Source organism: Actinomycetes bacterium (genome assembly GCA_036510875.1).
In the GTDB taxonomy this organism is placed as follows: Bacteria; Actinomycetota; Actinomycetes; order Prado026; family Prado026; genus DATCDE01.
In genome coordinates this window covers 1-19,138 of the sequence record DATCDE010000343.1, presented here as the reverse complement: position 1 = coordinate 19,138, position 19,138 = coordinate 1, and the positions used below count along the sequence as shown (strand labels likewise).

Genomic DNA, 19,138 nt, shown 5'->3' with positions numbered 1-19,138 from the left:
CTCAGCGGCCCTCAGGGTGAGATCCGCTCACCGACGGTCACCATTTGGCTACGTAAGGCTGGCCACTCCCTTGGGCAGGAACCGACGGCCGGTGACTCGCTCGGAGACGCCCTCGCGGTCCAGGTACGGCGTGATGCCGCCGTTCCAGAACGCCCAGCCGCCGCCGAGGAGCAGGCACAGGTCGATGTCCTCGGGGGCCGCGACCACCCCTTCGTCGAGCATCAGCCGGATCTCCTCGGCCAGCGCCGACCGGGCGCTGTCGAGGACCTGGTCGGCCGTGGGCGCCACCGGTGCACCCGCCCGGGGCGCGAACATGGCCGCCACCTCGGGGTCGACCTGCTGCTGGCCGCCGTCCCAGGTGTAGACCGAGGCCTTCCCCGTGGCCACCAGAGTCCGGAACCCGGGGGAGACGCCGTACCGGTCTGGGAACGCCTCGTGCAGGCTCTCCGCGGTGTGCAGCGCGACCGCGGGGCCGACCAGGCCGAGCAGCATCATCGGGCTCATCGGCATGCCCAGCGGCTCGACCGCGGCGTCGGCCACCTCGATCGGGGTCCCGGCGTCCATGGCCGCGGTGACTGCCCCGAGTGCCCGGGTGATCAGCCGGTTGAAGACGAACGCCGGGGCGTCCTTGACCAGCACGGACGACTTCTTCAGCTGCTTGCCGACGGCGAACGCCGTGGCGAGCGTCGCGCCGTCGGTCCGCTGGCCGCGGACGATCTCCAGCAGCGGCAGCACGGCGACCGGGTTGAAGAAGTGGAACCCGACCACCCGCTCCGGGTGGGCCAGGTCCTCGGCCATCTCGCTGACCGAGAGCGAGGAGGTGTTGGTCGCCAGCACGCAGCTGTCGGAGACCACCGCCTCCACCTCGGCGAACACCTGCTGCTTGACCTTCATCTCCTCGAACACGGCCTCGAGCACCCAGTCGGCGTCCGCGAAGCCGTCCTTGGACGTCGAGCCGGTGACCAGCGCCTTGAGCCGGTTGGCCGTGTCGGGAGTGACCCGCTTCTTGGCCAGCAGCTTGTCGATCTCGCCCTGGACATAGACCAGGCCCTTGTCCACCCGAGCCTGGTCGAGGTCGGTCATGAGGACCGGCACCTCGAGCCGCTGCGCGAACAGCAGCGCCAGCTGGCTGGCCATCAGCCCGGCACCGACGATGCCGACCTTGGTGACCGGGCGGGCCAGCTTCTTGTCCGGCGCGCCGGCCGGCTTCTTGGCCCGCTTCTGCACCAGGTCGAAGGCGTACAGCCCGGCCCGGAGCTCCTCGCTCATCACCAGGTCGGCGAGCGCCTCGTCCTCGGCCGCGAACGCCTCGTCGCGGGTCGCCGTCCTGGCGCCGTCGAGCAGGGCCAGCGCGCGGTACGGCGCCGGCGCGTGGCCGTGGGTCTTGGCGTCGGCGATGGCCCGGCCCCGGGCCATCGCGGCCGCCCACACCCCGGGTGAGCGATCCACCTCGGCCCGTTCGACGGTCTCGGCTGCAACGAGCACCCGGGCCGCCCACGCGATCGACTCCTCCAAGAAGTCGGCGGCGTCGTACATCCGGTCGAACAGCCCCAGCTCGAGGGCCTGCTTCGGCTTCAGCTGCCGGTTGTTGTTCAGCGGGTTGTCGATGACGACGGTGACCGCACGGTCGGCGCCGACCAGGTTGGGCAGCAGGTAGACCCCGCCCCAGCCGGGCACCAATCCGAGGAAGCACTCGGGCAGGCTGAGCGCGGCCGCGCTCGACGACACCGTGCGGTAGGTGCAGTGCAGCGCCACCTCCAGGCCACCACCCATGGCGGCGCCGTTGACGAACGCGAACGACGGCATCGGCAGCTCGCCGAGCCGGCGGAACACCCGGTGGCCGAGCCGGCCGGTCTCCAGGGCCTGCTCACGCGAGGTCTGCTGGGGGACCCCGGAGAGGTCGGCACCCACCGCGAAGATGAACGGCTTGCCGGTCACCATCACCGCAGCGAGCGGTGAGCGGTCGTGCTCCTCGAGCACGACGTTGAGGGTGCTGTTCAGGTACTCCAGGCCGCCCGGACCGAACGTGCTCGGGCGGGTGTGGTCGTGCGCGTTGTCCAGGGTGATGAGCGCGGCGCGCCCTGCGCCGTGGGGCAGGTCGACGTAGGTGAGCAGGGCTCGGGTGATGACCTCGTCGAACTCGGTCTCGGTGGTGCTCACTTGGTGTCCTCCGTCGCGCAGTTCTCCCAGATGACCGTGCCGCCCATGCCGAGCCCGATGCACATGGTGGTCAGCCCGTAGCGGACCTCCGGGTGCTCCTCGAACTCGCGGGCCAGGTTGATCATCAGCCGGACGCCGGACGACGCCAGCGGGTGGCCGACCGCGATCGCGCCACCGCGCGGGTTCACCCGCGGGTCGTCGTCGGCGAGGCCGAAGTGGTCGAGGAAGGCGAGCACCTGGACGGCGAACGCCTCGTTGACCTCGAACCGGCCGATGTCGTCGATGGTCAGGCCGGCCTTGGCCAGCGCCTTCTCGGTGGACGGCACTGGCCCCACGCCCATAACCTCGGGCGCGACGCCGGCGAAGGCGTAGGAGACCAGCCGCATCCGCTTGGGCAGGCCGAGCTCGTCGGCGACATCCTCGGCGGCCAGCAGGCAGGCGGTGGCGCCGTCGTTGAGGCCGGCCGCGTTGCCCGCGGTGACCCGGCCGTGCGGGCGGAACGGGGTCTTCAGCCCGGCCAGCCCCTCCACGGTGGTGCCGGGACGCGGCGGCTCGTCGACGGTGGCGTAGCCCCAGGCGCCCTCGGCGCTGCGGATCGCCATCGGGACGAGGTCGGGCTGGAGCTTGCCGTCGGCGTACGCCTTGGCGGTCTTGTCCTGGCTGGCGACCGAGTAGGTGTCGGCCCGCTCCTTGGTCAGCTGCGGGAACCGGTCGTGCAGGTTCTCCGCGGTGTTGCCCATGACCAGGGCGCTGGGGTCGACGATGCGCTCGGCCAGGAACCGCGGGTTCGGGTCCACCCCGGAGCCCATCGGGTGGTGGCCCATGTGCTCGACGCCGCCGGCGATCGTGATGTCGTAGGCACCGAAGGCGATGCCGCCCGCGGTCGTAGTGACCGCGGTCATGGCGCCCGCGCACATCCGGTCGATGGCGTAGCCGGGCACCGACTTCGGCAGCCCGGACAGTAGGGCGGCCGTCCGGCCGATGGTCAGGCCCTGGTCGCCGGTCTGGGTGGTGGCCGCGACGGCCACGTCGTCGACCCGCTCGGGCGGCAGCTGCGGGTTGCGGCGCATCAGCTCACGGATCAGTCGCACGATCAGGTCGTCTGCGCGGGTCTGCGCGTAGATCCCGTTGGGACCGGCCTTGCCGAAGGGGGTACGGACGCCGTCCACGAACACGACGTCACGGGAGGGACGAGCCACGTTGAACTCCTCGCACGAGGGACCACTGACCCTGACCCGACAGATGCTACTCGCCAGTAACCACTCGAGCTGTCCGGGTGAGGACGAGGTAGGGACCGTCCTCACCCTGACAGGTGAAGCCGGTGCGCTCGAGGGCGCGGCGGGACGGCAGGTTGCCCGGCAGCACCTCGGCGCGGACCGTGCCGCAGCCCGGCTGGCGCAGTGCCCAGGCCGCCAGCGCGCCGACCAGCTCGGTGCCCAGCCCCCGCCCGCGCACCGAAGCGGCCAGCCCGTAGCCGATCTCGGCGGTGCCGTCGGCGCCCGGGGCGCCCTTCCAGCCGGCGTCCCCGATGGCCTGCCCGGTCGCGGTGAGGAACACGAGGAAGCCGGTCTCGTCGTCCGCGGTGGCGTGCTCGGCCGCCATCCGGACGGCGTCGAGGGTGTCGGCGTGCGGCCAGCCGGCCGCCGGGTCGAGCCCGGCCAGGTCACCTGCGGCCAGCCGGCGTGCCCTGGCCACCCCGAGCCGCTCGAACCGCAGCCGCGGCGAGCCGGGCAAGTCAGCCGCGTCGCTCACGCCTCGGCCTTGCGCAAGGCGCGCTGCAGCGCCCTGGACAACACCCCCGCCGTCAGGGTCACCTGCCACGCGCGGGCCCCATGGCCGCGCAGCACCTCGGCCACGGACTCCGCCGACAGGTCGTCCGGCGGTGTCCAGCACAGCCGGCGCACCGCGTCGGGGGCCAGCAGGTTCTCCACGGGCACGCCGTGCTCGTCGGCGATGGCCGCGACGGCCGGCCGGGCGGCGGCCAGCCGCTCGGCGGCGGCCGGGTCCCGCTCCGACCAGGCCCGGGCCGGCGGCGGGGCGTCCCCGCCCAGGGACACCGCCGGCAGCTGGTCGTCCGGCACCGCCGCCGCGCGCTCGAGGGCGGCCCAGAAGTACGGCACGTGGCGCCGGGTCCGCTGCCCGTTGAACGGCGGGATCTTGCCCAGCTCCTGCACGCTGCGCGGCGCTGCGGTCACGGCGGCCACGATGGCGGTGTCCGGCAGCACCCGGCCCGGAGCGAGGTCCCGCTTGCGGGCCAGCTCGTCACGGGCCTCCCACAGCGCCTGCGCGGCGGCGAGCGCCCGGCGGCCACGCACCCGGTGCAGCCCGGACAGCCGCCGCCACGGGTCGACCCGCGGCGGGCCCGGCGGCGCGGCCGCGATCGCGGCGAACTCCTCCAGGGCCCAGTCCAGCTTGCCCTGGTCGCGCAGCACCGCCTCGAGGGAGTCCCGCAGCTCGACGAGCACCTCGACGTCGAGGGCGGCGTAGCGCAGCCAGGGCTCGGGCAGCGGGCGGGTGGACCAGTCGGCGGCCCCGTGGCCCTTCTCCAGCGCCAGGCCCAGCACCGCGGCGACCAGCGGGCCCAGGCCCACCCGCGGGTAGCCGCCCAGCCGTCCGGCCAGCTCGGTGTCGAACAGGGCGGACGGACGCATGCCGACCTCGTCGAGGCACGGCAGGTCCTGGGACGCCGCGTGCAGCACCCACTCCACGCCGTCCAGGGCGACGGACAGCCCGCTGAGGTCGGGGCACTCCACCGGGTCGATCAGCGCCGTGCCCGCGCCGGCGCGCCGCAGCTGCACCAGGTACGCCCGCTGGCCGTAGCGGTAGCCGGAGGCCCGCTCCGCATCGATGGCGACCGGCCCGCTGCCTGCGGTGAACGCGGCCACCGTGGCGGCCAGCGCCTCGGGGGTGCGCACGACCTCCGGGACGCCGTCGCGGGGCTCGAGCAGCGGAAGCGGCTGCTCCTCGACCGGCTCGGCGGCCTCCGGGGTGGACTGCAGGCCGTCGTCGATCACGTGGCCCACGGTACGCGGGAACGCCGCGCGGGCGGCGCTGGCGCGCGGCGGTCAGTCGATGATGCGGGCCCGCATGGACACCGCAACCATCTCAGCCCGGTCCCCGGTGCCGAGCTTGCGGGCGATACGTGCCAGGTGGCTCTTCACGGTGAGCGCGGACAGGTGCAGCGTCGTGCCGATCTCCCGGTTGGACTGCCCGTCCGCCACGAGTCGCAGCACCTCGATCTCGCGCGCCGACAGCGAGTGGACGCCGGTGGTGCCGCGCGGCGTCAGCTGGGCCGGGTCGGACCGGGCCGTCGACCGGCCCGAGGCACCCACCACGAACCCACGGACCCCCGCCGCGAGCGCGCCACGGACCGAGAACGGGTCACCGTCGGCGGCGATGACGATGCAGCGCTGCCAGCCGGAGGCGCGCAGCGAGTTGATCAGGGAGACCCCGGTCCCGTCGGAGAGCATCGTCTCGACGACCAGCAGGTCGCTTGGCGGGGCGGTCCGGGTGCGCGCCTGCGCCTCGGCGATGCTGGCCGCCTCGGTGACCTCGGCCGCGCCGAGCCCGTGCAGGCTGCGGACGACGTCCCCGCGCAGCCCCGCGTCGGAGACCGCGACGAGCGCGGTGAAGCGCGGCGAGCGCATGGCGTAGCTGACGCCGCGCTGCTCGACGAGAGCGCTCACCCTTCCTCCTGCCGCCGGTGCTGATGTCGGATGCTGACATCCACTGCATCGGCCGCCGTGCGGAGGTTCTGTAGCGCGGGGTCCGGCCTCCGGACGACGGTCAGCGGGCCCGACGGTCGCGCGGTCGCGGCATGGTGAGCACGCCCGGGGCGACGGGGGGCAGCCCCGCGGCGGTGCACAGGACGTCGGCCCAGGCCTCCAGGTGCGGGCCGAGGCCCGGGTCCAGCGCCGTCCACGACGCGCGGATCTCGATCTCGGCGGTGGGCTCGCGGTCGGCCATGGTGCCGAACGCCTCCGAGGTCACCCGGGTCACCGTGCCGCTGAGCGCCGTGCAGGTAAGCCGTCGGGAGTCCATGGCCTCCTCCAGCCAGGCCCAGCCCACCGACGGCAGCATCGGGTCGACCGCCAGCTCGAGCTCGAGCTCGGCCCGGACGAACGTCACCACCCGGAAGCTGCCCTGCCAGGTGTCGTGCCCTGCGGGGTCGTGCAGGAGCACGAAGCGTCCGGTGGCCAGCTCGTCGTCGCCGTCCTCCACGTCGCCGGTGAGCGCCACGGCGAACGGCGCCAGCCGCTGCGGTGCGGGCGCCTCCTCGAGCAGCACCTCCGGGCGCAGCCGAGTCGACCGCAGCGCCTCGACCGCGCGACGGAACGGCTCGGGGGCCGGGTCCGGCCCACCGCGGTCTGCCATGCCCGCAGGGTACGTGCGCCGCGGTCCCTCGTCCGGCAGCCGCGCGCGGGACCGGCGTGTCCGACGGCTACCGTGGGTCACGACATGACCGCCCTGCTTGCCCTGGCCTCCAGCCTGCTCTGGGGCGGCGCCGACTTCCTGGGCGGCACCTTGTCCCGACGGGTGCACCCGTTCGCCGTGGTCGGCTCATCCCAGACCGTGGGGCTGATCGGCGTCCTGCTGGTGGCGCTGCCGCTCGGCGCCGCCAACGACCCCGGGGGGTACCTGCCCTGGGCGATCGGTGCGGGCGCGATCGGCATGCTGTCGCTCGTCGTCTTCTACTCGGCGCTGGCCATCGGCACGATGGGCGTGGTCGCTCCGGTGGCGGCCACCGGCGTTATCGTCCCGGTGCTTGCGGGGCTGCTGTCGGGTGAGCGCCCCAGCGGGCTGCAGCTGGCCGGGATAGCGCTGGCCATCGCCGGAGTCGTGCTGGCCAGCGGCCCGGAGTTCCGCGCGGCGGAGGGCGTACGGGTACCCGGCGGGGCGCGGGCGCTGGTGCTGGCGCTGGTCTCGGCGGTCGGGTTCGGCCTGGTGCTGTGGTTCCTCTCCAAGGGCAGCCAGTACAGCGTGGGCATGACACTGGTCGTGCAGCGGACGACGGCGGTCAGTCTGGTCGCGCTCGCCGCGCTGGGGCTGCGCCGGCTCGGCGGCCTGACCGCGCGGGACCTGCCGATCGTCGCGGCGGCCGGCACGGGCGATGTCCTGGCGAACGGGATGTACGCGCTGGCCACCCAGTCCGGGCTGCTCAGCCTGGTGTCGGTGCTGGGCTCGCTCTACCCGGTCATGACCGTGCTGCTGGCCCGGCTGCTGCACGGCGAGCGGATGCAGCGGGTGCAGAACGTGGGGGTGGCGGCCTCGCTGCTCGGGGTGGTGCTGATCGGCGCCGGCGGGGTCTGAGCGACGGCGAGTGGTCAGCCGGCCCGCCGCGCCGCCGGCGTTCCGGACGGCGCCCGGACGGCCGCGACGGCGACCTCGAACGGCCCGATGAGGGCCCAGCCGCAGATCACGCAGGCCAGCTCGGGGCAGTCGGCCCCGTGCTCGGCGCAGGTGGGGGTCTCGAACTCGCGCTCGGTCGCGCAGCCGGGGCAGTGGCGCAGCACGCTGATCCGCATGGCTTCCACGGTGCCACGGACGGCCGACGGCACCGGCTCGCCACGCGGGCGGCGAGCGCACTGGTCGCGGCCGTGCGACGATGCCGTCCCGTGAGCCCTGCTGCTGCGTCGTCGTCCGCCGTCCACGACTCCGCGTTCCTGCGGGCCTGCCGCCGGGAGTCGGTTCCGCACACGCCGGTGTGGTTCATGCGGCAGGCGGGTCGGTCGCTGCCGGAGTACCGCCGGCTGCGCGAGGGCGTCGGGATGCTCGAGTCCTGCCTGCGGCCGGACCTGGTTACCGAGATCACCCTGCAGCCGGTGCGGCGGTACGGCGTGGACGCCGCGATCCTGTTCAGCGACATCGTGCTGCCGCTGAAGACGGTCGGCGTCGACCTCGACATCGTGGCCGGGGTGGGCCCAGTGGTCGCCCAGCCGGTCCGGTCGGCGGCCGACGTGCTGCGGCTGCGGCCGCTGGAGCCGGACGACGTCGAGCCGGTGACGCAGGCCGTGCGGCAGCTGGTGGGCGAACTGGGCGGGACGCCGCTCATCGGCTTCGCCGGCGCGCCGTTCACGCTGGCCAGCTACCTGGTCGAGGGCGGGCCCAGCCGCAACCACGAGCACACCAAGGCGCTGATGTACGGGGACGAGGCGCTGTGGCACCAGCTGCTGGACCGGCTGGCCGGGATCGCGGCGGAGTTCCTGCGGCTGCAGGTGGCCGCGGGGGCGTCGGCCGTCCAGCTGTTCGACTCGTGGGTGGGCGCGCTGCCGGCCGCCGACTACGTCCGCTACGTGCAGCCGCACTCGGCGAAGGTGCTGGCCGCGGTGGCGGACCTCGGGGTGCCGCGGATCCACTTCGGGGTGGGTACCGGGGAGCTGCTCGGGCTCATGGGCGAGGCCGGGGCGGACGTCGTCGGGGTCGACTTCCGGGTGCCGCTGGACGAGGCGGCCCGGCGGGTCGGTCCGGGGAAGGCGCTGCAGGGCAACCTGGACCCGGCCGTCGCCTTCGCACCGTGGGACGCCGTGGAGCAGCGGGTCTGCCAGGTCCTCGCCGACGCGGCCGGGCTGGAGGGGCACCTGTTCAACCTGGGCCACGGGGTGCTGCCCGGCACCGACCCTGACGTGCTGTCCCGCATCGTTTCCCTCGTGCATGAAGGGTCCCTTCTGTGCGCACCACCGCAATGACGCGCCCTTCATCCGGCCGAGCCGGGTAGCCGCCGGACGCCGTGAAGGGTGGGTTTGTGCGGCAGCACGCACAGAAGGGTGGTCCCTTCATGCGGGAGGAGTGGGGGCCTGGGTGGGGCGCCGGCGGCGGACGGCGACAACCACGAGAGCGCCGAGCCCCGCGAGCAGCAGGAACGGCAGCGCCGCCCCCACCGCGGTGAGCAGCCAGGTCCCGGCCGCGGTGAACGCGTGCCAGCCGGCGGCCAGCCCGGCCAGGAAGCCGGCCGGCCTGGGCTCGACCGGTGCCGGGGTGTCCGGGCCGACCAGGGTCACGGTGACCGTGGCCAGCGAGGTCTGGTCGGCCAGCTGCTTGACCTGCGCCTCGAGGGACTCCAGGTCGGCCTCCCGGCGGGCCAGTTCGCCCTCGATCTGCACGACGTCCCCGATCGTGGTGGCCCGCGCGAGCAGGGCCCGCACCCGTTCCACGCTGGCCCGCTGAGAGGCCAGCCGGGCGTTGAGGTCCACCACCTGGCCGGTGACGTCGGTGGCGTCCTGACGTTGCTGCAGCAGGGCGCCGAGCGCACCGAGCTGGTCCAGTACCGAGCCCAGCCGCGCGTTCGGCACCCGCAGCACCAGCTCGGAGACCGTCTTGGTGGGGTGCGCGGGGTCGCTGGCGGTGTTCTCCCCGGACACGAACCCGCCCGCTGCCTGCGCGATCGACGCCGCCTGACGCGAGGCCACCAGCACCTCGCCGTCGGTCCGGACCTGCAGGCTGGCAGTGCGCACCACGGACCGGTCGGCTGCCTGGCTGGCCGGTCCGGTGGCCGCCTTCTCGGCCGTCCCGGAGGCGGCGTCCCGGGGCGCGGTCGCTGTGTCGACGCCGGTGATGGACGCCGGCCCACCGCTGCTGCCGGTCACGTCCCGTGCCGTGCCGCCGCAGCCGGCCACCGTGACGGCCACGGCGAGCACCAGCACCCCCAGGCCCATCCGTCGAGTTCCGATACCCATGGCCGGTTCCCTTCGACGTGGAGCCACGCGCTCCCGGCACCGCGTTCGACGCAGGCACCCGTCGGCCCGGTTCCGCGGGTCCAGGCGGCTATCCCGCGGCGAGTCTGGGATCCTGGGGACATGGACGAGGAGACCCGCCCGCACGTCGCCGTCGTCGGCGGCGGCATCGCCGGGCTGGCCGCGGCCTGGCACCTCAACGCGATGTCCGGAGGCGCGGTCCGGGTCACCGTGTTCGAGGGCTCGGACGCCATCGGCGGCAAGCTGCGCACCAGCGAGGTCGGTGGGCTCATCCTCGACGAGGGTGCCGAGTCCATGCTGCTGCGCCGGCACGAGGCGGTCACCCTCACCCATGCGGTCGGGCTCGGCCCGGACGTCGTGCACGCGAGCACCGCCGGTGCGGCGCTGTGGATCGGCAACCGGCTGCGCCCGCTGCCACCTGGCCAGCTCATGGGCATCCCGGGGGACCTCCGCGCCCTGGCCGCCAGCGGGGTGCTGTCGGTGCCCGCGTTGGCCCGCATCCCGCTGGACCATCTGCTGCCGAGCACCCCGGTGCGTGCGGACGTCTCGCTCGGCCGGTTCGTCGCGGCCCGCGTGGGCCGGGAGGTCGTCGACCGGCTGGTCGAGCCGATCCTCGGCGGGGTGTACGCCGGCCACGCGGACGACATCTCGCTGGACGCCGCCCTGCCACAGCTGTCCGGCGCGGTGCGGGTCGAGCGCTCGCTGCTGCGCGGCGTGCGGCAGGTGCTCGGCAACGGCCGCAGGCGAAGCATCGGCCGGCCGGCCTTCGCGTCGCTGCGGGGCGGGCTGGGCCGGCTGCCAATCGCGGTGGCGGCCGGCTCGGGAGCACACATCCGCACCCGCGCGACCGTGCGCGAGCTGCGGCGCAGTCCCGGTGGCTGGCGGCTGACCGTCGGGTCGGCCCGGGCGCCGGAGTCCGTGTTCGCCGATGCGGTGGTGCTGGCCACCCCGGCCACGCCGACCAGCCGGCTGCTGCGGGACGTGGTGCCGACCGCGGCGACCGAGCTCGCCGCCATCGAGTACGCCAGCGTCGGGGTGGTGACCTTCGTGTTCCCCCGCGCGGCGCTGCCGCACGGCCTGGACGGGACCGGCTTCCTGGTCCCGCCGTCCGAGCAGCGGGTGATCAAGGCGGCCACCTTCTCCACCTCGAAGTGGGGCTGGCTGGCCGAGCAGCACCCCGACCTGATCGCGGTCCGGATCTCGGTCGGCCGGCACCGCGAGGAGCATGACCTGCAGCGCGACGACGCCGACCTGGCCTGGGTGGCGCAGTCCGAGCTGGCCGCCGCCACCGGGATCCTGGACGCCCCGATCGACACGAGGGTTACCCGGTGGGGCGGCGCGCTGCCGCAGTACGCGGTCGGCCACCTGGACCGGGTGGACCGGATCCGCCGGGCCGTCGCGGCCCAGCCCGGCCTGGCCGTGTGCGGCGCCGCCTACGAGGGCGTGGGCATCCCGGCCTGCATCCAAAGCGGCGAACGGGCCGCGACCCGCGTCCTCGCCGAGGTCGCGCAGGGTCAACAATGGGTCCATGCCTGACAGCCAGCCTGACACCCCGCGTCGCAGGGCCCGCGACCTGAACGCGATCGTCCGGTACACCATGTGGTCGGTGTTCCGGGTGGAGCGTCCGCTCGGTGACACCCGGCGCGAGCCGCTCGCGACCGAGGTCGAGGCCCTGTTCGAGCAGCTGGCCGCCAAGGACGTCGTCGTCCGCGGGGTCTACGACGTCGCCGGGCTGCGGGCCGACGCCGACTTCATGGTCTGGTGGCACGCCGAGTCCGCGGACGCCCTGCAGGAGGCGTACCAGCGGCTGCGCCGCACCGGGCTGGGACGGGCGTGCAGCCCGGTGTGGTCGGTGGCGGCCCTGCACCGCCCGGCCGAGTTCAACAAGAGCCACGTGCCGGCCTTCCTCGCCGAGGAGGAGGCCCGTGCCTACGTGTGCGTGTACCCGTTCGTGCGCTCCTACGACTGGTACCTGCTGCCGGACGACGAACGCCGGGCCATGCTCGCCGAGCACGGGCAGATGGCGCGCGGCTACCCGGATGTGCGGGCCAACACGGTGTCCGCGTTCGCGCTGGGCGACTACGAGTGGGTGCTGGCGTTCGAGGCCGACGAGCTGCACCGCATCGTGGACCTGATGCGCCACCTGCGCGCCTCCCGGGCCCGGCTGCACGTGCGCGAGGAGGTGCCTTTCTACACCGGACGTCGCCGTCCGGTCACCGAGCTGGTCGCCGACCTGCCCTGAGCGTCAGCCGGACGGCGAGGACGACGCCGACGTCGGGGCGAGCAGCGAGCTGTAGTCCGTCGCGGTGAGCGGCAGACCGGTGATCGACCCGTCCGCGACGGGCAGCTGCAGCTGCTGGCCGTTGCTGGTGAGCAGGACCTGGTCCACGCCGGGCACCGAGGTCGCGCTGAGCACGATCTGCCCGGCGAACTGTGGCTGCTCGGCCACCGGCGGGTTCGCGAAGTCGCCGGACATGTCGATGGTGGCCGTGCCGTTCGACAGCTGGGCCACCGTCAGCACCGCCCCCGGAGGCACCGCGCTGGTCAGGCCGAGCGCACGGTCGTCGGCGTTGGGGCCCTGCGCGAGGTCGAGCAGCACCACCTGAAGCGCCCCCACCGAGTCAGTCGGCAGCTCGCCCGAGCGGGAGCGGGGGACCAGGTAGGTCGTGGGCCGGGTCGCGTCCACCAGGTACACCGTGGGTGCGTTGACGGCCGTGGTCGGTGACGGGCTGGCCGTCTCCGAGCTCGGCCCCGCGTCGCTGAGCCCGAACGGCACGCTGCTCGGGTCGATCGGGGACGGCGCCACTTCGACCGGCACCCCGCAGCCGGCCAGAGCCAGCACCCCCGCCAGCAGGCCGGTGACCAGCCGCAGCCGTCGGACGTTCACCGGGCCGCCCTCGGCAGGGACAGCACGAACCGGGCGCCCCCGCCCGGCCGGTCCACGCACCGGACCGCCCCGCCGTGCAGCCGTGCGGTCTCGTCGACCAGCGCCAGCCCGAGACCAGCCCCCGGCGACTTCCGGGTCCCTCCCGGACCCCTGGCGAAGCGCTCGAAGATCCGCTCCCGTTCCTCGGCCGGAACCCCCGCGCCCGCGTCGTCGACCAGCACCAGCGCCCGGGCGCCGGAGGTCCGCACCGAGACGGCGACCACCCCGTCGCCGTGCCGGTCGGCGTTGTCCAGAAGGTTCAGCACGGCCCGCTCCAGCCGACGCTTGTCGGCGCGCACCACCACCGGCGACACCACCTGCAGCAGGTCGGTCGAGCGGCCGCTGCCCAGCAGCGTCTGTCGGACCAGCTCGTCCAGGGACACCAGCCCCAGCTCCTTGTCGTCCAGCCCCGCCTCGGACCGGGCCAGCTCGAGCAGGTCGTCCAGGGTCCGGCGGAACCGGTCCAGCTCGGCGTGCACGAGGTCCAGGGCCCGCTGCGACCGCTCGGGCAGCTCGTCCCTGCGCCCCTGCAGGACGTCGACCGAGGTGACCAGGGTAGTGAGCGGGGACCGCAGCTCGTGGCTCACGTCGCCCACGAACCGGGCCTCCCGCTCGATGCGCTGCTGCAGCGCGTCGACCATGCTGTTGAACGAGCCGACGATGGTGGCCAGGTCGGGGTCGTTGGTCGGCGGCAGCCGGGTGTCCAGGCCGCCGGAGGCGATCTCGGCGGCGGTTCCGGCCACCGCGTCGAGGGGTTGCAGGGCCAGCCGGCTGAGCCGACGGCCGAGGAAGGTCCCGAGCCCGGTGGTCACGGCGGCTGCGAGCAGCAGGACGCCGCTGAGCACCCGCAGCGCGCTGTCCAACTCGGTCAGCTGCGACACCTCGTAGTAGTCCGCACCGACGCTCGGGATGGGCACCCCGATCACGAAGGCCGGCACACCCCCGACCGTGGTGCGCTGGTGGGCTGGCGTGCCGGCTTGCACGAGGTCCCGCAGGGCGCTGGGCAGCGCCTCCGGGCCGATGGCCAGTGCCGACGTGAACCACTGGCTGGAGCTGCTGATCAAGGCGAACGACTGGCTGGGCGGGTTCAGCGCCGCCAGCACGCCGGGGACCGTCGTGTCCGAGCCGGTCAGCCGGTCCCGCACGAAGTTCGCGTCGACGTACGCCTGTCGGGTCGCCGTCCCCTCCCGCTGGTCGATGAGGATCGTCCTCGCTGCGAGGTAGGTGGACCCGGCGAGCACCACGGAGATCAGGAACGCGGCGAGGCTGAACGCAAGCGTGACCCGGTCCCGCAGGCCCCGGGGCCTGCGTAGGTGCCAGCGGGGCTCGGTCACGCCCGGTCGAGCCGGTATCCGAGACCGCGCACCGTCATGACGAAGCGGGGGTTGCCAGGGTCGGGCTCCATCTTGGTGCGCAGCCGCCGGACGTGGACGTCGACGATCCGTTCGTCGCCGAAGAAGCCGCGGTCCCACACACGTGTGAGCAGGCTGGCCCGGCTGAACACGCGTCCCGGCGCGGAGGCGAGCTCGCACAGCAGCCGGAACTCGGTGAGGGTGAGGTGCACCTCCTCGCCGCCGCGCAGCAGGGCGCCGCGCCCCGGCGCCAGCACGAGCGGCGGGTGGTCGCCCGACCCCGGGTCGATGACGACCTCGTCGTCCCCGCCAGGATCGGCGCCGCCCCGCGTCCGGCGCAGCAGTGCCCGCAGCCGGGCGCTGATCTCCTTGACCTGGAACGGCTTGGTCACGTAGTCGTCGGCGCCCGCCTCCAGCCCGGCCACGATGTCGTGGGTGTCGGCGCGGGCGCTCACCACGACGATGGGGACGTCGCTGGACCGGCGGATCTCCCGGATGAAGCTGAACCCGTCCATGCCGCCGAGCATGAGGTCGACGAGCATGACGTCGGCCGGGGTCTGGCCGGCCACGACCAGGCCGTCCTCTCCGCTGGCCGCCTCGACGACCTCGTAACCCTCGTCCTCGAGGGCCAGCCTCAGGGCGGCTCGGATGTGGTCGTCGTCCTCGACGACGAGCAGGCGTGGTGGCGACACCCCTTCATGCTGCCAGGAGTCGACCCCGACCTCGGCGTCCCCAGCACCCTCGGGTGCGGCCCGTCATGAAACCGCAAAGAGACGGGAGGTTCGACTGTCACCTGTCCGGGGCAGGGTGGGGTGCAGGGTTCGGTGGCCACCGGGACCGGACCCGCCGGTCTGACTCGCATCGGGAGGAACCATGCAGAGCGCTCCGCGCTTCGACGGCATCACCGATGAGGCTGTCCTCGAGCTGACCGACGACATGGTTGCGGACGGGGTCGCGACCCTGCGCTGGGAGCTGCACGACCTGGTGCTGGCTGGCGCCCGGGTGCTCATCGTGGACGTGTCGCAGGTGGAGCAGCTGTCGTCGACGGCGGTGGCCGCGCTGCTGTGGACGCACCGGGCCTGCCGGGTCCGTGGGGGCGGGGTGGTGCTGCGCCGGCCCAACCGGCGCACCCTGGAGCTGCTGCACCGGACCGGCCTGTGGCGGGTGCTGCAGATCGAGCAGTCGGCCCCGGCCGGCGTGTCGGCTGCCGTCTCCTGACATGAGCATCGCGCCGGCGCTGAGCACCGCGCCGCTCGACACCAGCCTGCGGCTGCACGCCTCCGGCCCGCTCGCGCCGTGGGACGGCTGCGGCGGCGGTGTCCACGGGGGCATCGCGCTCGCGGCCCGCTCCCATGACCGGCTCCGGATGGTCGTCGGCGAGGTGGCCGCACGGCCCGCCGTGCGGCGGGAGCTGCCCGACCTGCTGCCGCGGCTGGTGCTGCGCGAGACGCTCGCGGCCGCCCCGCTCAGCGGGGTGGCCGAGCTGCTCGACCGGACCGTCCGGCGCAGCGACCCGTCGGCCGGCTTCTCGGCCACGCTGGTCGACCTGTTCCCCGACGGCCGGGTGACCTCCTGCCTGCTCGCGTCCCCGGCACCGGCCGTGGCCCATGACGCCGGTAACGTCGTCCCGCTCATGCCGGGGGCTGACGGCCTCGTCACTGGGACCCTCGACCCCGGCCACCTGCTGCTGGTGTTCTCGGCCGGGTTCCTGGAGAACACCGTCCCGGGTGCCCTCGGCGCGGCCCCACGCCAGTACCGGCTGCACCACTCGGTCGACGCGGTGTGGGCCGGCCTGATGCCGGCGGCCGAGCCCCCCCAGCCGGTGGAGACCTCCGGGGCGGCGCTGGCCGTGCTCCGCCGGGCGGTGCTGGTCCCCAGCGGCTGACCGGCGCGGTTGGATGGGGCCGCGCTAGGTTCCTCGGGTGGACCTCCCAGCGTCATCCGACCTCGTCGAGCTGCTCGGGAACGCCCTGCCGGACGGCGCCATGGTGACCGACCCGGACCGGGTGCCCTCCTACACGCACGACCGCTCCACCGGGACGCCGTCCGGGCAGCCGCTGGCGGTGGTCTTCGCCCGCAGCACCGGGCAGGTGCAGACCGTGCTGCGGGCCGCACACGCCCTGCGCGTGCCGGTGGTGCCCCGGGGCGCCGGCTCCGGCCTGGCCGGCGGGTCGAACGCCGTCGACGGCGGGATCGTGCTGAGCCTGGAGAAGATGGACGAGGTCACCCGGGTGCACGAGCACGACGGGTTCGCCGACGTCCAGCCGGGCGTGCTCAACACCCAGCTGCGGGACCACGTCCGGCCTTACGGGCTCTGGTACGCGCCCGACCCGGCGTCGAAGGACTTCTGCTCGATCGGCGGCAACGTCAACACCAACGCCGGCGGGCTGTGCTGTGTGAAGTACGGGGTGACCCGCGACTCGGTGCTGGGCCTGGAGGTGGTGCTGGCCGACGGCCGGGTCACCCACCTGGGGCGGCGCAGCGTCAAGGGAGTGGCCGGCTACGACCTGCTCGGGCTGATGGTGGGCAGCGAGGGCACCCTCGGCGTCGTCACGCAGGCACGGCTGCGGCTGCGGCCGCTGCCGCCACCCCCCACGACAGTGGTCGGTCTGTTCGACGACGTGGTGGCCGCGGGGCGCGCCGTCCAGACGATCCTGGCCACGACCACGCCGTCCCTGCTCGAGCTCATGGACCGGACCACGGTGCGTGCGGTGGAGGCATTCCAGCCGATGGGGCTGGACACCGACGCGGCCGCTCTGCTGCTGGCCCAGAGCGACCTGCCCGGCGCGGCTGGCGAGGCCGAGGCCGACGCCATGCTGGCCGCCTGCGAGACGGCCGGCGCCGTCGAGGGGCACCGGTCGACCGACCCGGTGGAGGCCGAGCAGCTGCTCGGCGCGCGCCGGATGGCGATCCACGCGCTGGAGTGGCTCGGCGACTGGCTGCTGGACGACATCGCGGTGCCCCGGTCCCGGCTGGCCGAGGCGATCGCCCGGATCGAGGACGTCGCCGACCGCCGCGGGCTCACCATCGGGACGTTCGGGCATGCCGGTGACGGCAACCTGCACCCCACCGTGATCTACCCGCGCGGCGACGAGGAGGCAGCGCAGCGGGCGCTGCTGGCCTTCGACGACCTGCTCGTGCTGGCCCTCGAACTGGGCGGCACGGTGACTGGGGAGCACGGGGTGGGGCTGATGAAGCGGCGTCGCCTGGACGACGAGCTGGACGACGCCGCGGTCTCGCTGCACCACGCGGTGAAGCGGGCCTGGGACCCGGCCGGGATCCTCAACCCCGGCAAGGCGCTGCCGCTGCGCTGACGGTCAGGCCGTCGGATCCTTGGGGACCAGTCGCAGGCTGACCGAGTTGATGCACCACCGCTGGTCGGTCGGCACCGGGTAGCCCTCGCCCTCGAAGACGTGCCCGAGGTGGCTGCCGCAGCTCGCGCAGCGCGCCTCGACCCGGTCCATCCCCAGCGAGTGGTCCTCGACGAGCTCGACGGCGTCCGTATCGGTCGGCTGGTAGAACGACGGCCAGCCACAGCGGCTCTCGAACTTCGCGGCCGAGCGGAACAGCTCGGCCCCGCAGGCTCGGCAGGTGTAGACGCCGGTCGTGTCCGTCTCGACGTACTCGCCGGTGAACGCGCGCTCGGTCGCGGCCTCCCGCAGCACCCGGTACTCCTCACGGGTGAGCTGTTGGCGCCACTCCTTTTCGGACTTCTCCACACGGTGCGACATGATCCGACACTACGACGAAGTCGCGCTCGCCACTTGGCGGAGTCCCCGGTAGCGTCAGGGGATGGCCCCGATCCCCGCCATCGAGCTCCAGGTCGGGCAGCGCACGGTCCGGGTGAGCAACCCGGACAAGGTCTACTTCCCGCAGCTGGGCCAGGCGGCTGGCACCAAGCGGCACCTCGTCGAGTACTACGTGTCCGTCGGGGACGGGGTGCTGCGTGGGCTGCGCTCCCGCCCCACCTACCTGCAGCGGTTCCCGGATGGCGTGACGGGGGAGGAGATCTATCAGAAGCGGCTGCCGACGCACGCGCCGGACTGGATCCCCACCTGCCGGGTGGCGTTCCCGTCCGGACGGCACGCGGACGCCCTGCGGGTGGAGGAGGTCGCCGCGGTGGCCTGGGCGGCCAACCTGGGCACCGTCACGTTCCACCCCTGGCACGCCCGGTGCACCGACGTGGACCATCCGGACGAGCTGCGCATCGACCTCGACCCGCAGCCGGGCACCGGGTTCGTCGACGCCCGCCGGGTGGCCACGAACCTCGTGCACCCGATCATGGACCAGCTGGGCTGGGTCGGCTTTCCGAAGACCTCCGGCAACCGAGGGGTGCACGTCTACGTCCGGATTCAGCCGCGCTGGACGTTCACGCAGGTGCGGCAGGCCGCCATCGCGTTCGCCCGAGAGGTGGAGCGCCGGGCACCGATGGAGGTCACCACCCGCTGGTGGAAGGAGGAGCGGGGGGCGCAGGTGTTCGTCGACTACAACCAGAACGCCCGGGACCGGACGATCGCCAGCGCCTACAGCGCCCGGCGCCGCGCGGACGGTCTGGTCTCCGCGCCGGTCACCTGGGCCGAGCTGCCCGACGTCGAGGCGGAGGACTTCACGGTGGTGACCATGCCGGGCCGGTTCGCCGAGCTGGGGGACTTGCACGCCGCTATCGACGACGTCGCGCACGACATCACGCCGCTGCTGGAGTGGTACGAGCGGGACGAGCGGCAGCGGGGACTCACGGACCTGCCCTACCCGCCGAACTACCCGAAGATGCCGGGCGAGCCGAAGCGGGTGCAGCCGTCCCGGGCCCGCGCCGAGGACCAGCCCCGGCGCTAAGCCCGGATCCACCGCATTGCCCGGGGATGGCGGCGTTGATGTCGGTGTGGTGAGTCGCCTGCGTGTGGGCGTGGTGATGCCGCCGGGTGCTCCGGCTCTTCCACGTTTGGGTTTCCGGTCGGGTCCTGTCGGACGGGTGGACGGGTCAGGTCGTGAGCGGTGGTCCGGTGCTGGCG

Annotated in this window: 20 protein-coding genes; 8 read left to right on the top strand and 12 right to left on the bottom strand. The window is 74.0% G+C overall.

What is annotated here, in order from left to right; all coding sequences use genetic code 11:
- Positions 1-48: 48 nt before the first annotated feature.
- The 6 genes from VIM19_19610 to VIM19_19585 all read right to left on the bottom strand — a co-directional run bounded on the left by VIM19_19610 (position 49) and on the right by VIM19_19585 (position 6,534).
- The gene (locus VIM19_19610) at positions 49-2,160 is read right to left on the bottom strand and encodes a 3-hydroxyacyl-CoA dehydrogenase NAD-binding domain-containing protein (GenBank protein ID HEY5187051.1); all 2,112 of its coding nucleotides are present in this window, start codon (positions 2,158-2,160) and stop codon (positions 49-51) included.
- Complete coding sequence (locus VIM19_19605) at positions 2,157-3,359, bottom strand: thiolase family protein (protein ID HEY5187050.1); 1,203 nt, start codon at positions 3,357-3,359, stop codon at positions 2,157-2,159. The genes VIM19_19610 and VIM19_19605 overlap by 4 nt, the downstream gene beginning before the upstream one ends.
- Positions 3,360-3,405: 46 nt before the next feature.
- On the bottom strand, positions 3,406-3,912 hold the full coding sequence (locus VIM19_19600) for a GNAT family N-acetyltransferase (protein HEY5187049.1): 507 nt from the start codon (positions 3,910-3,912) through the stop codon (positions 3,406-3,408).
- Positions 3,909-5,174 (bottom strand): HRDC domain-containing protein, encoded by a 1,266-nt coding sequence (locus VIM19_19595; GenBank protein ID HEY5187048.1) that lies wholly within the window; start codon positions 5,172-5,174, stop codon positions 3,909-3,911. The genes VIM19_19600 and VIM19_19595 overlap by 4 nt, the downstream gene beginning before the upstream one ends.
- A gap of 51 nt (positions 5,175-5,225) precedes the next feature.
- A complete protein-coding gene (locus VIM19_19590) occupies positions 5,226-5,807 on the bottom strand; it encodes a response regulator transcription factor (GenBank protein ID HEY5187047.1) in 582 nt (193 codons plus the stop codon).
- Positions 5,808-5,946: 139 nt separating this feature from the next.
- Positions 5,947-6,534, bottom strand: a complete 588-nt coding sequence (locus VIM19_19585; GenBank protein HEY5187046.1) for a DUF3000 domain-containing protein — start codon at positions 6,532-6,534, stop codon at positions 5,947-5,949.
- An 84-nt stretch (positions 6,535-6,618) separates the two neighbouring features.
- Here VIM19_19585 and VIM19_19580 point away from each other — a divergent pair, with 84 nt between their 5' ends.
- Positions 6,619-7,470, top strand: a complete 852-nt coding sequence (locus VIM19_19580; GenBank protein ID HEY5187045.1) for a DMT family transporter — start codon at positions 6,619-6,621, stop codon at positions 7,468-7,470.
- A 14-nt stretch (positions 7,471-7,484) separates the two neighbouring features.
- On the opposite strand, the gene VIM19_19575 is transcribed toward VIM19_19580, so the two are convergent.
- The gene (locus tag VIM19_19575) at positions 7,485-7,685 is read right to left on the bottom strand and encodes a hypothetical protein (protein HEY5187044.1); all 201 of its coding nucleotides are present in this window, start codon (positions 7,683-7,685) and stop codon (positions 7,485-7,487) included.
- A gap of 90 nt (positions 7,686-7,775) precedes the next feature.
- On the opposite strand from VIM19_19575, the gene hemE reads away from it, so the two are divergent.
- Positions 7,776-8,846, top strand: coding sequence for a uroporphyrinogen decarboxylase (hemE, locus tag VIM19_19570; GenBank protein ID HEY5187043.1), 1,071 nt, complete (start codon positions 7,776-7,778; stop codon positions 8,844-8,846).
- Positions 8,847-8,933: 87 nt separating this feature from the next.
- Here hemE and VIM19_19565 read toward each other — a convergent pair whose 3' ends face one another.
- Positions 8,934-9,833, bottom strand: a complete 900-nt coding sequence (locus VIM19_19565) for a DUF4349 domain-containing protein (protein HEY5187042.1) — start codon at positions 9,831-9,833, stop codon at positions 8,934-8,936.
- 120 nt (positions 9,834-9,953) lie between these two features.
- On the opposite strand from VIM19_19565, the gene hemG reads away from it, so the two are divergent.
- Positions 9,954-11,387, top strand: a complete 1,434-nt coding sequence (gene hemG, locus VIM19_19560; protein ID HEY5187041.1) for a protoporphyrinogen oxidase — start codon at positions 9,954-9,956, stop codon at positions 11,385-11,387.
- Positions 11,380-12,093 carry a hydrogen peroxide-dependent heme synthase gene (hemQ, locus tag VIM19_19555; GenBank protein ID HEY5187040.1) on the top strand — a complete coding sequence of 238 codons (714 nt, stop codon included), beginning with the start codon at positions 11,380-11,382 and terminating at the stop codon, positions 12,091-12,093. Before hemG ends, hemQ begins: the two co-directional genes overlap by 8 nt.
- Before the next feature lie 3 nt (positions 12,094-12,096).
- Here the strand turns inward: hemQ and VIM19_19550 are convergent, their stop codons facing one another.
- Genes VIM19_19550 through VIM19_19540 form a run of 3 tightly spaced genes read right to left on the bottom strand, consistent with a single transcriptional unit; the run spans position 12,097 to position 14,821 of the window.
- Positions 12,097-12,738, bottom strand: coding sequence for a GerMN domain-containing protein (locus tag VIM19_19550; GenBank protein ID HEY5187039.1), 642 nt, complete (start codon positions 12,736-12,738; stop codon positions 12,097-12,099).
- Positions 12,735-14,111, bottom strand: coding sequence for a HAMP domain-containing sensor histidine kinase (locus VIM19_19545; protein HEY5187038.1), 1,377 nt, complete (start codon positions 14,109-14,111; stop codon positions 12,735-12,737). Before VIM19_19545 ends, VIM19_19550 begins: the two co-directional genes overlap by 4 nt.
- Positions 14,108-14,821, bottom strand: coding sequence for a response regulator transcription factor (locus VIM19_19540; GenBank protein HEY5187037.1), 714 nt, complete (start codon positions 14,819-14,821; stop codon positions 14,108-14,110). Before VIM19_19540 ends, VIM19_19545 begins: the two co-directional genes overlap by 4 nt.
- Positions 14,822-15,002: 181 nt before the next feature.
- On the opposite strand from VIM19_19540, the gene VIM19_19535 reads away from it, so the two are divergent.
- From VIM19_19535 to VIM19_19525, 3 genes are read left to right on the top strand one after another with little or no spacing between them, the layout of a single operon-like run.
- Positions 15,003-15,347, top strand: coding sequence for an STAS domain-containing protein (locus tag VIM19_19535; GenBank protein ID HEY5187036.1), 345 nt, complete (start codon positions 15,003-15,005; stop codon positions 15,345-15,347).
- A 1-nt stretch (position 15,348) separates the two neighbouring features.
- On the top strand, positions 15,349-16,014 hold the full coding sequence (locus VIM19_19530) for a hypothetical protein (GenBank protein HEY5187035.1): 666 nt from the start codon (positions 15,349-15,351) through the stop codon (positions 16,012-16,014).
- Between the two features lie 37 nt (positions 16,015-16,051).
- A complete protein-coding gene (locus VIM19_19525; GenBank protein HEY5187034.1) occupies positions 16,052-17,443 on the top strand; it encodes an FAD-linked oxidase C-terminal domain-containing protein in 1,392 nt (463 codons plus the stop codon).
- Positions 17,444-17,446: 3 nt separating this feature from the next.
- Here VIM19_19525 and msrB read toward each other — a convergent pair whose 3' ends face one another.
- Positions 17,447-17,860, bottom strand: coding sequence for a peptide-methionine (R)-S-oxide reductase MsrB (gene msrB, locus VIM19_19520; protein ID HEY5187033.1), 414 nt, complete (start codon positions 17,858-17,860; stop codon positions 17,447-17,449).
- A 61-nt stretch (positions 17,861-17,921) separates the two neighbouring features.
- Between msrB and ligD the strand changes: the two genes are divergently transcribed.
- Positions 17,922-18,962, top strand: coding sequence for a non-homologous end-joining DNA ligase (gene ligD, locus VIM19_19515; GenBank protein HEY5187032.1), 1,041 nt, complete (start codon positions 17,922-17,924; stop codon positions 18,960-18,962).
- Positions 18,963-19,138 lie beyond the last annotated feature (176 nt).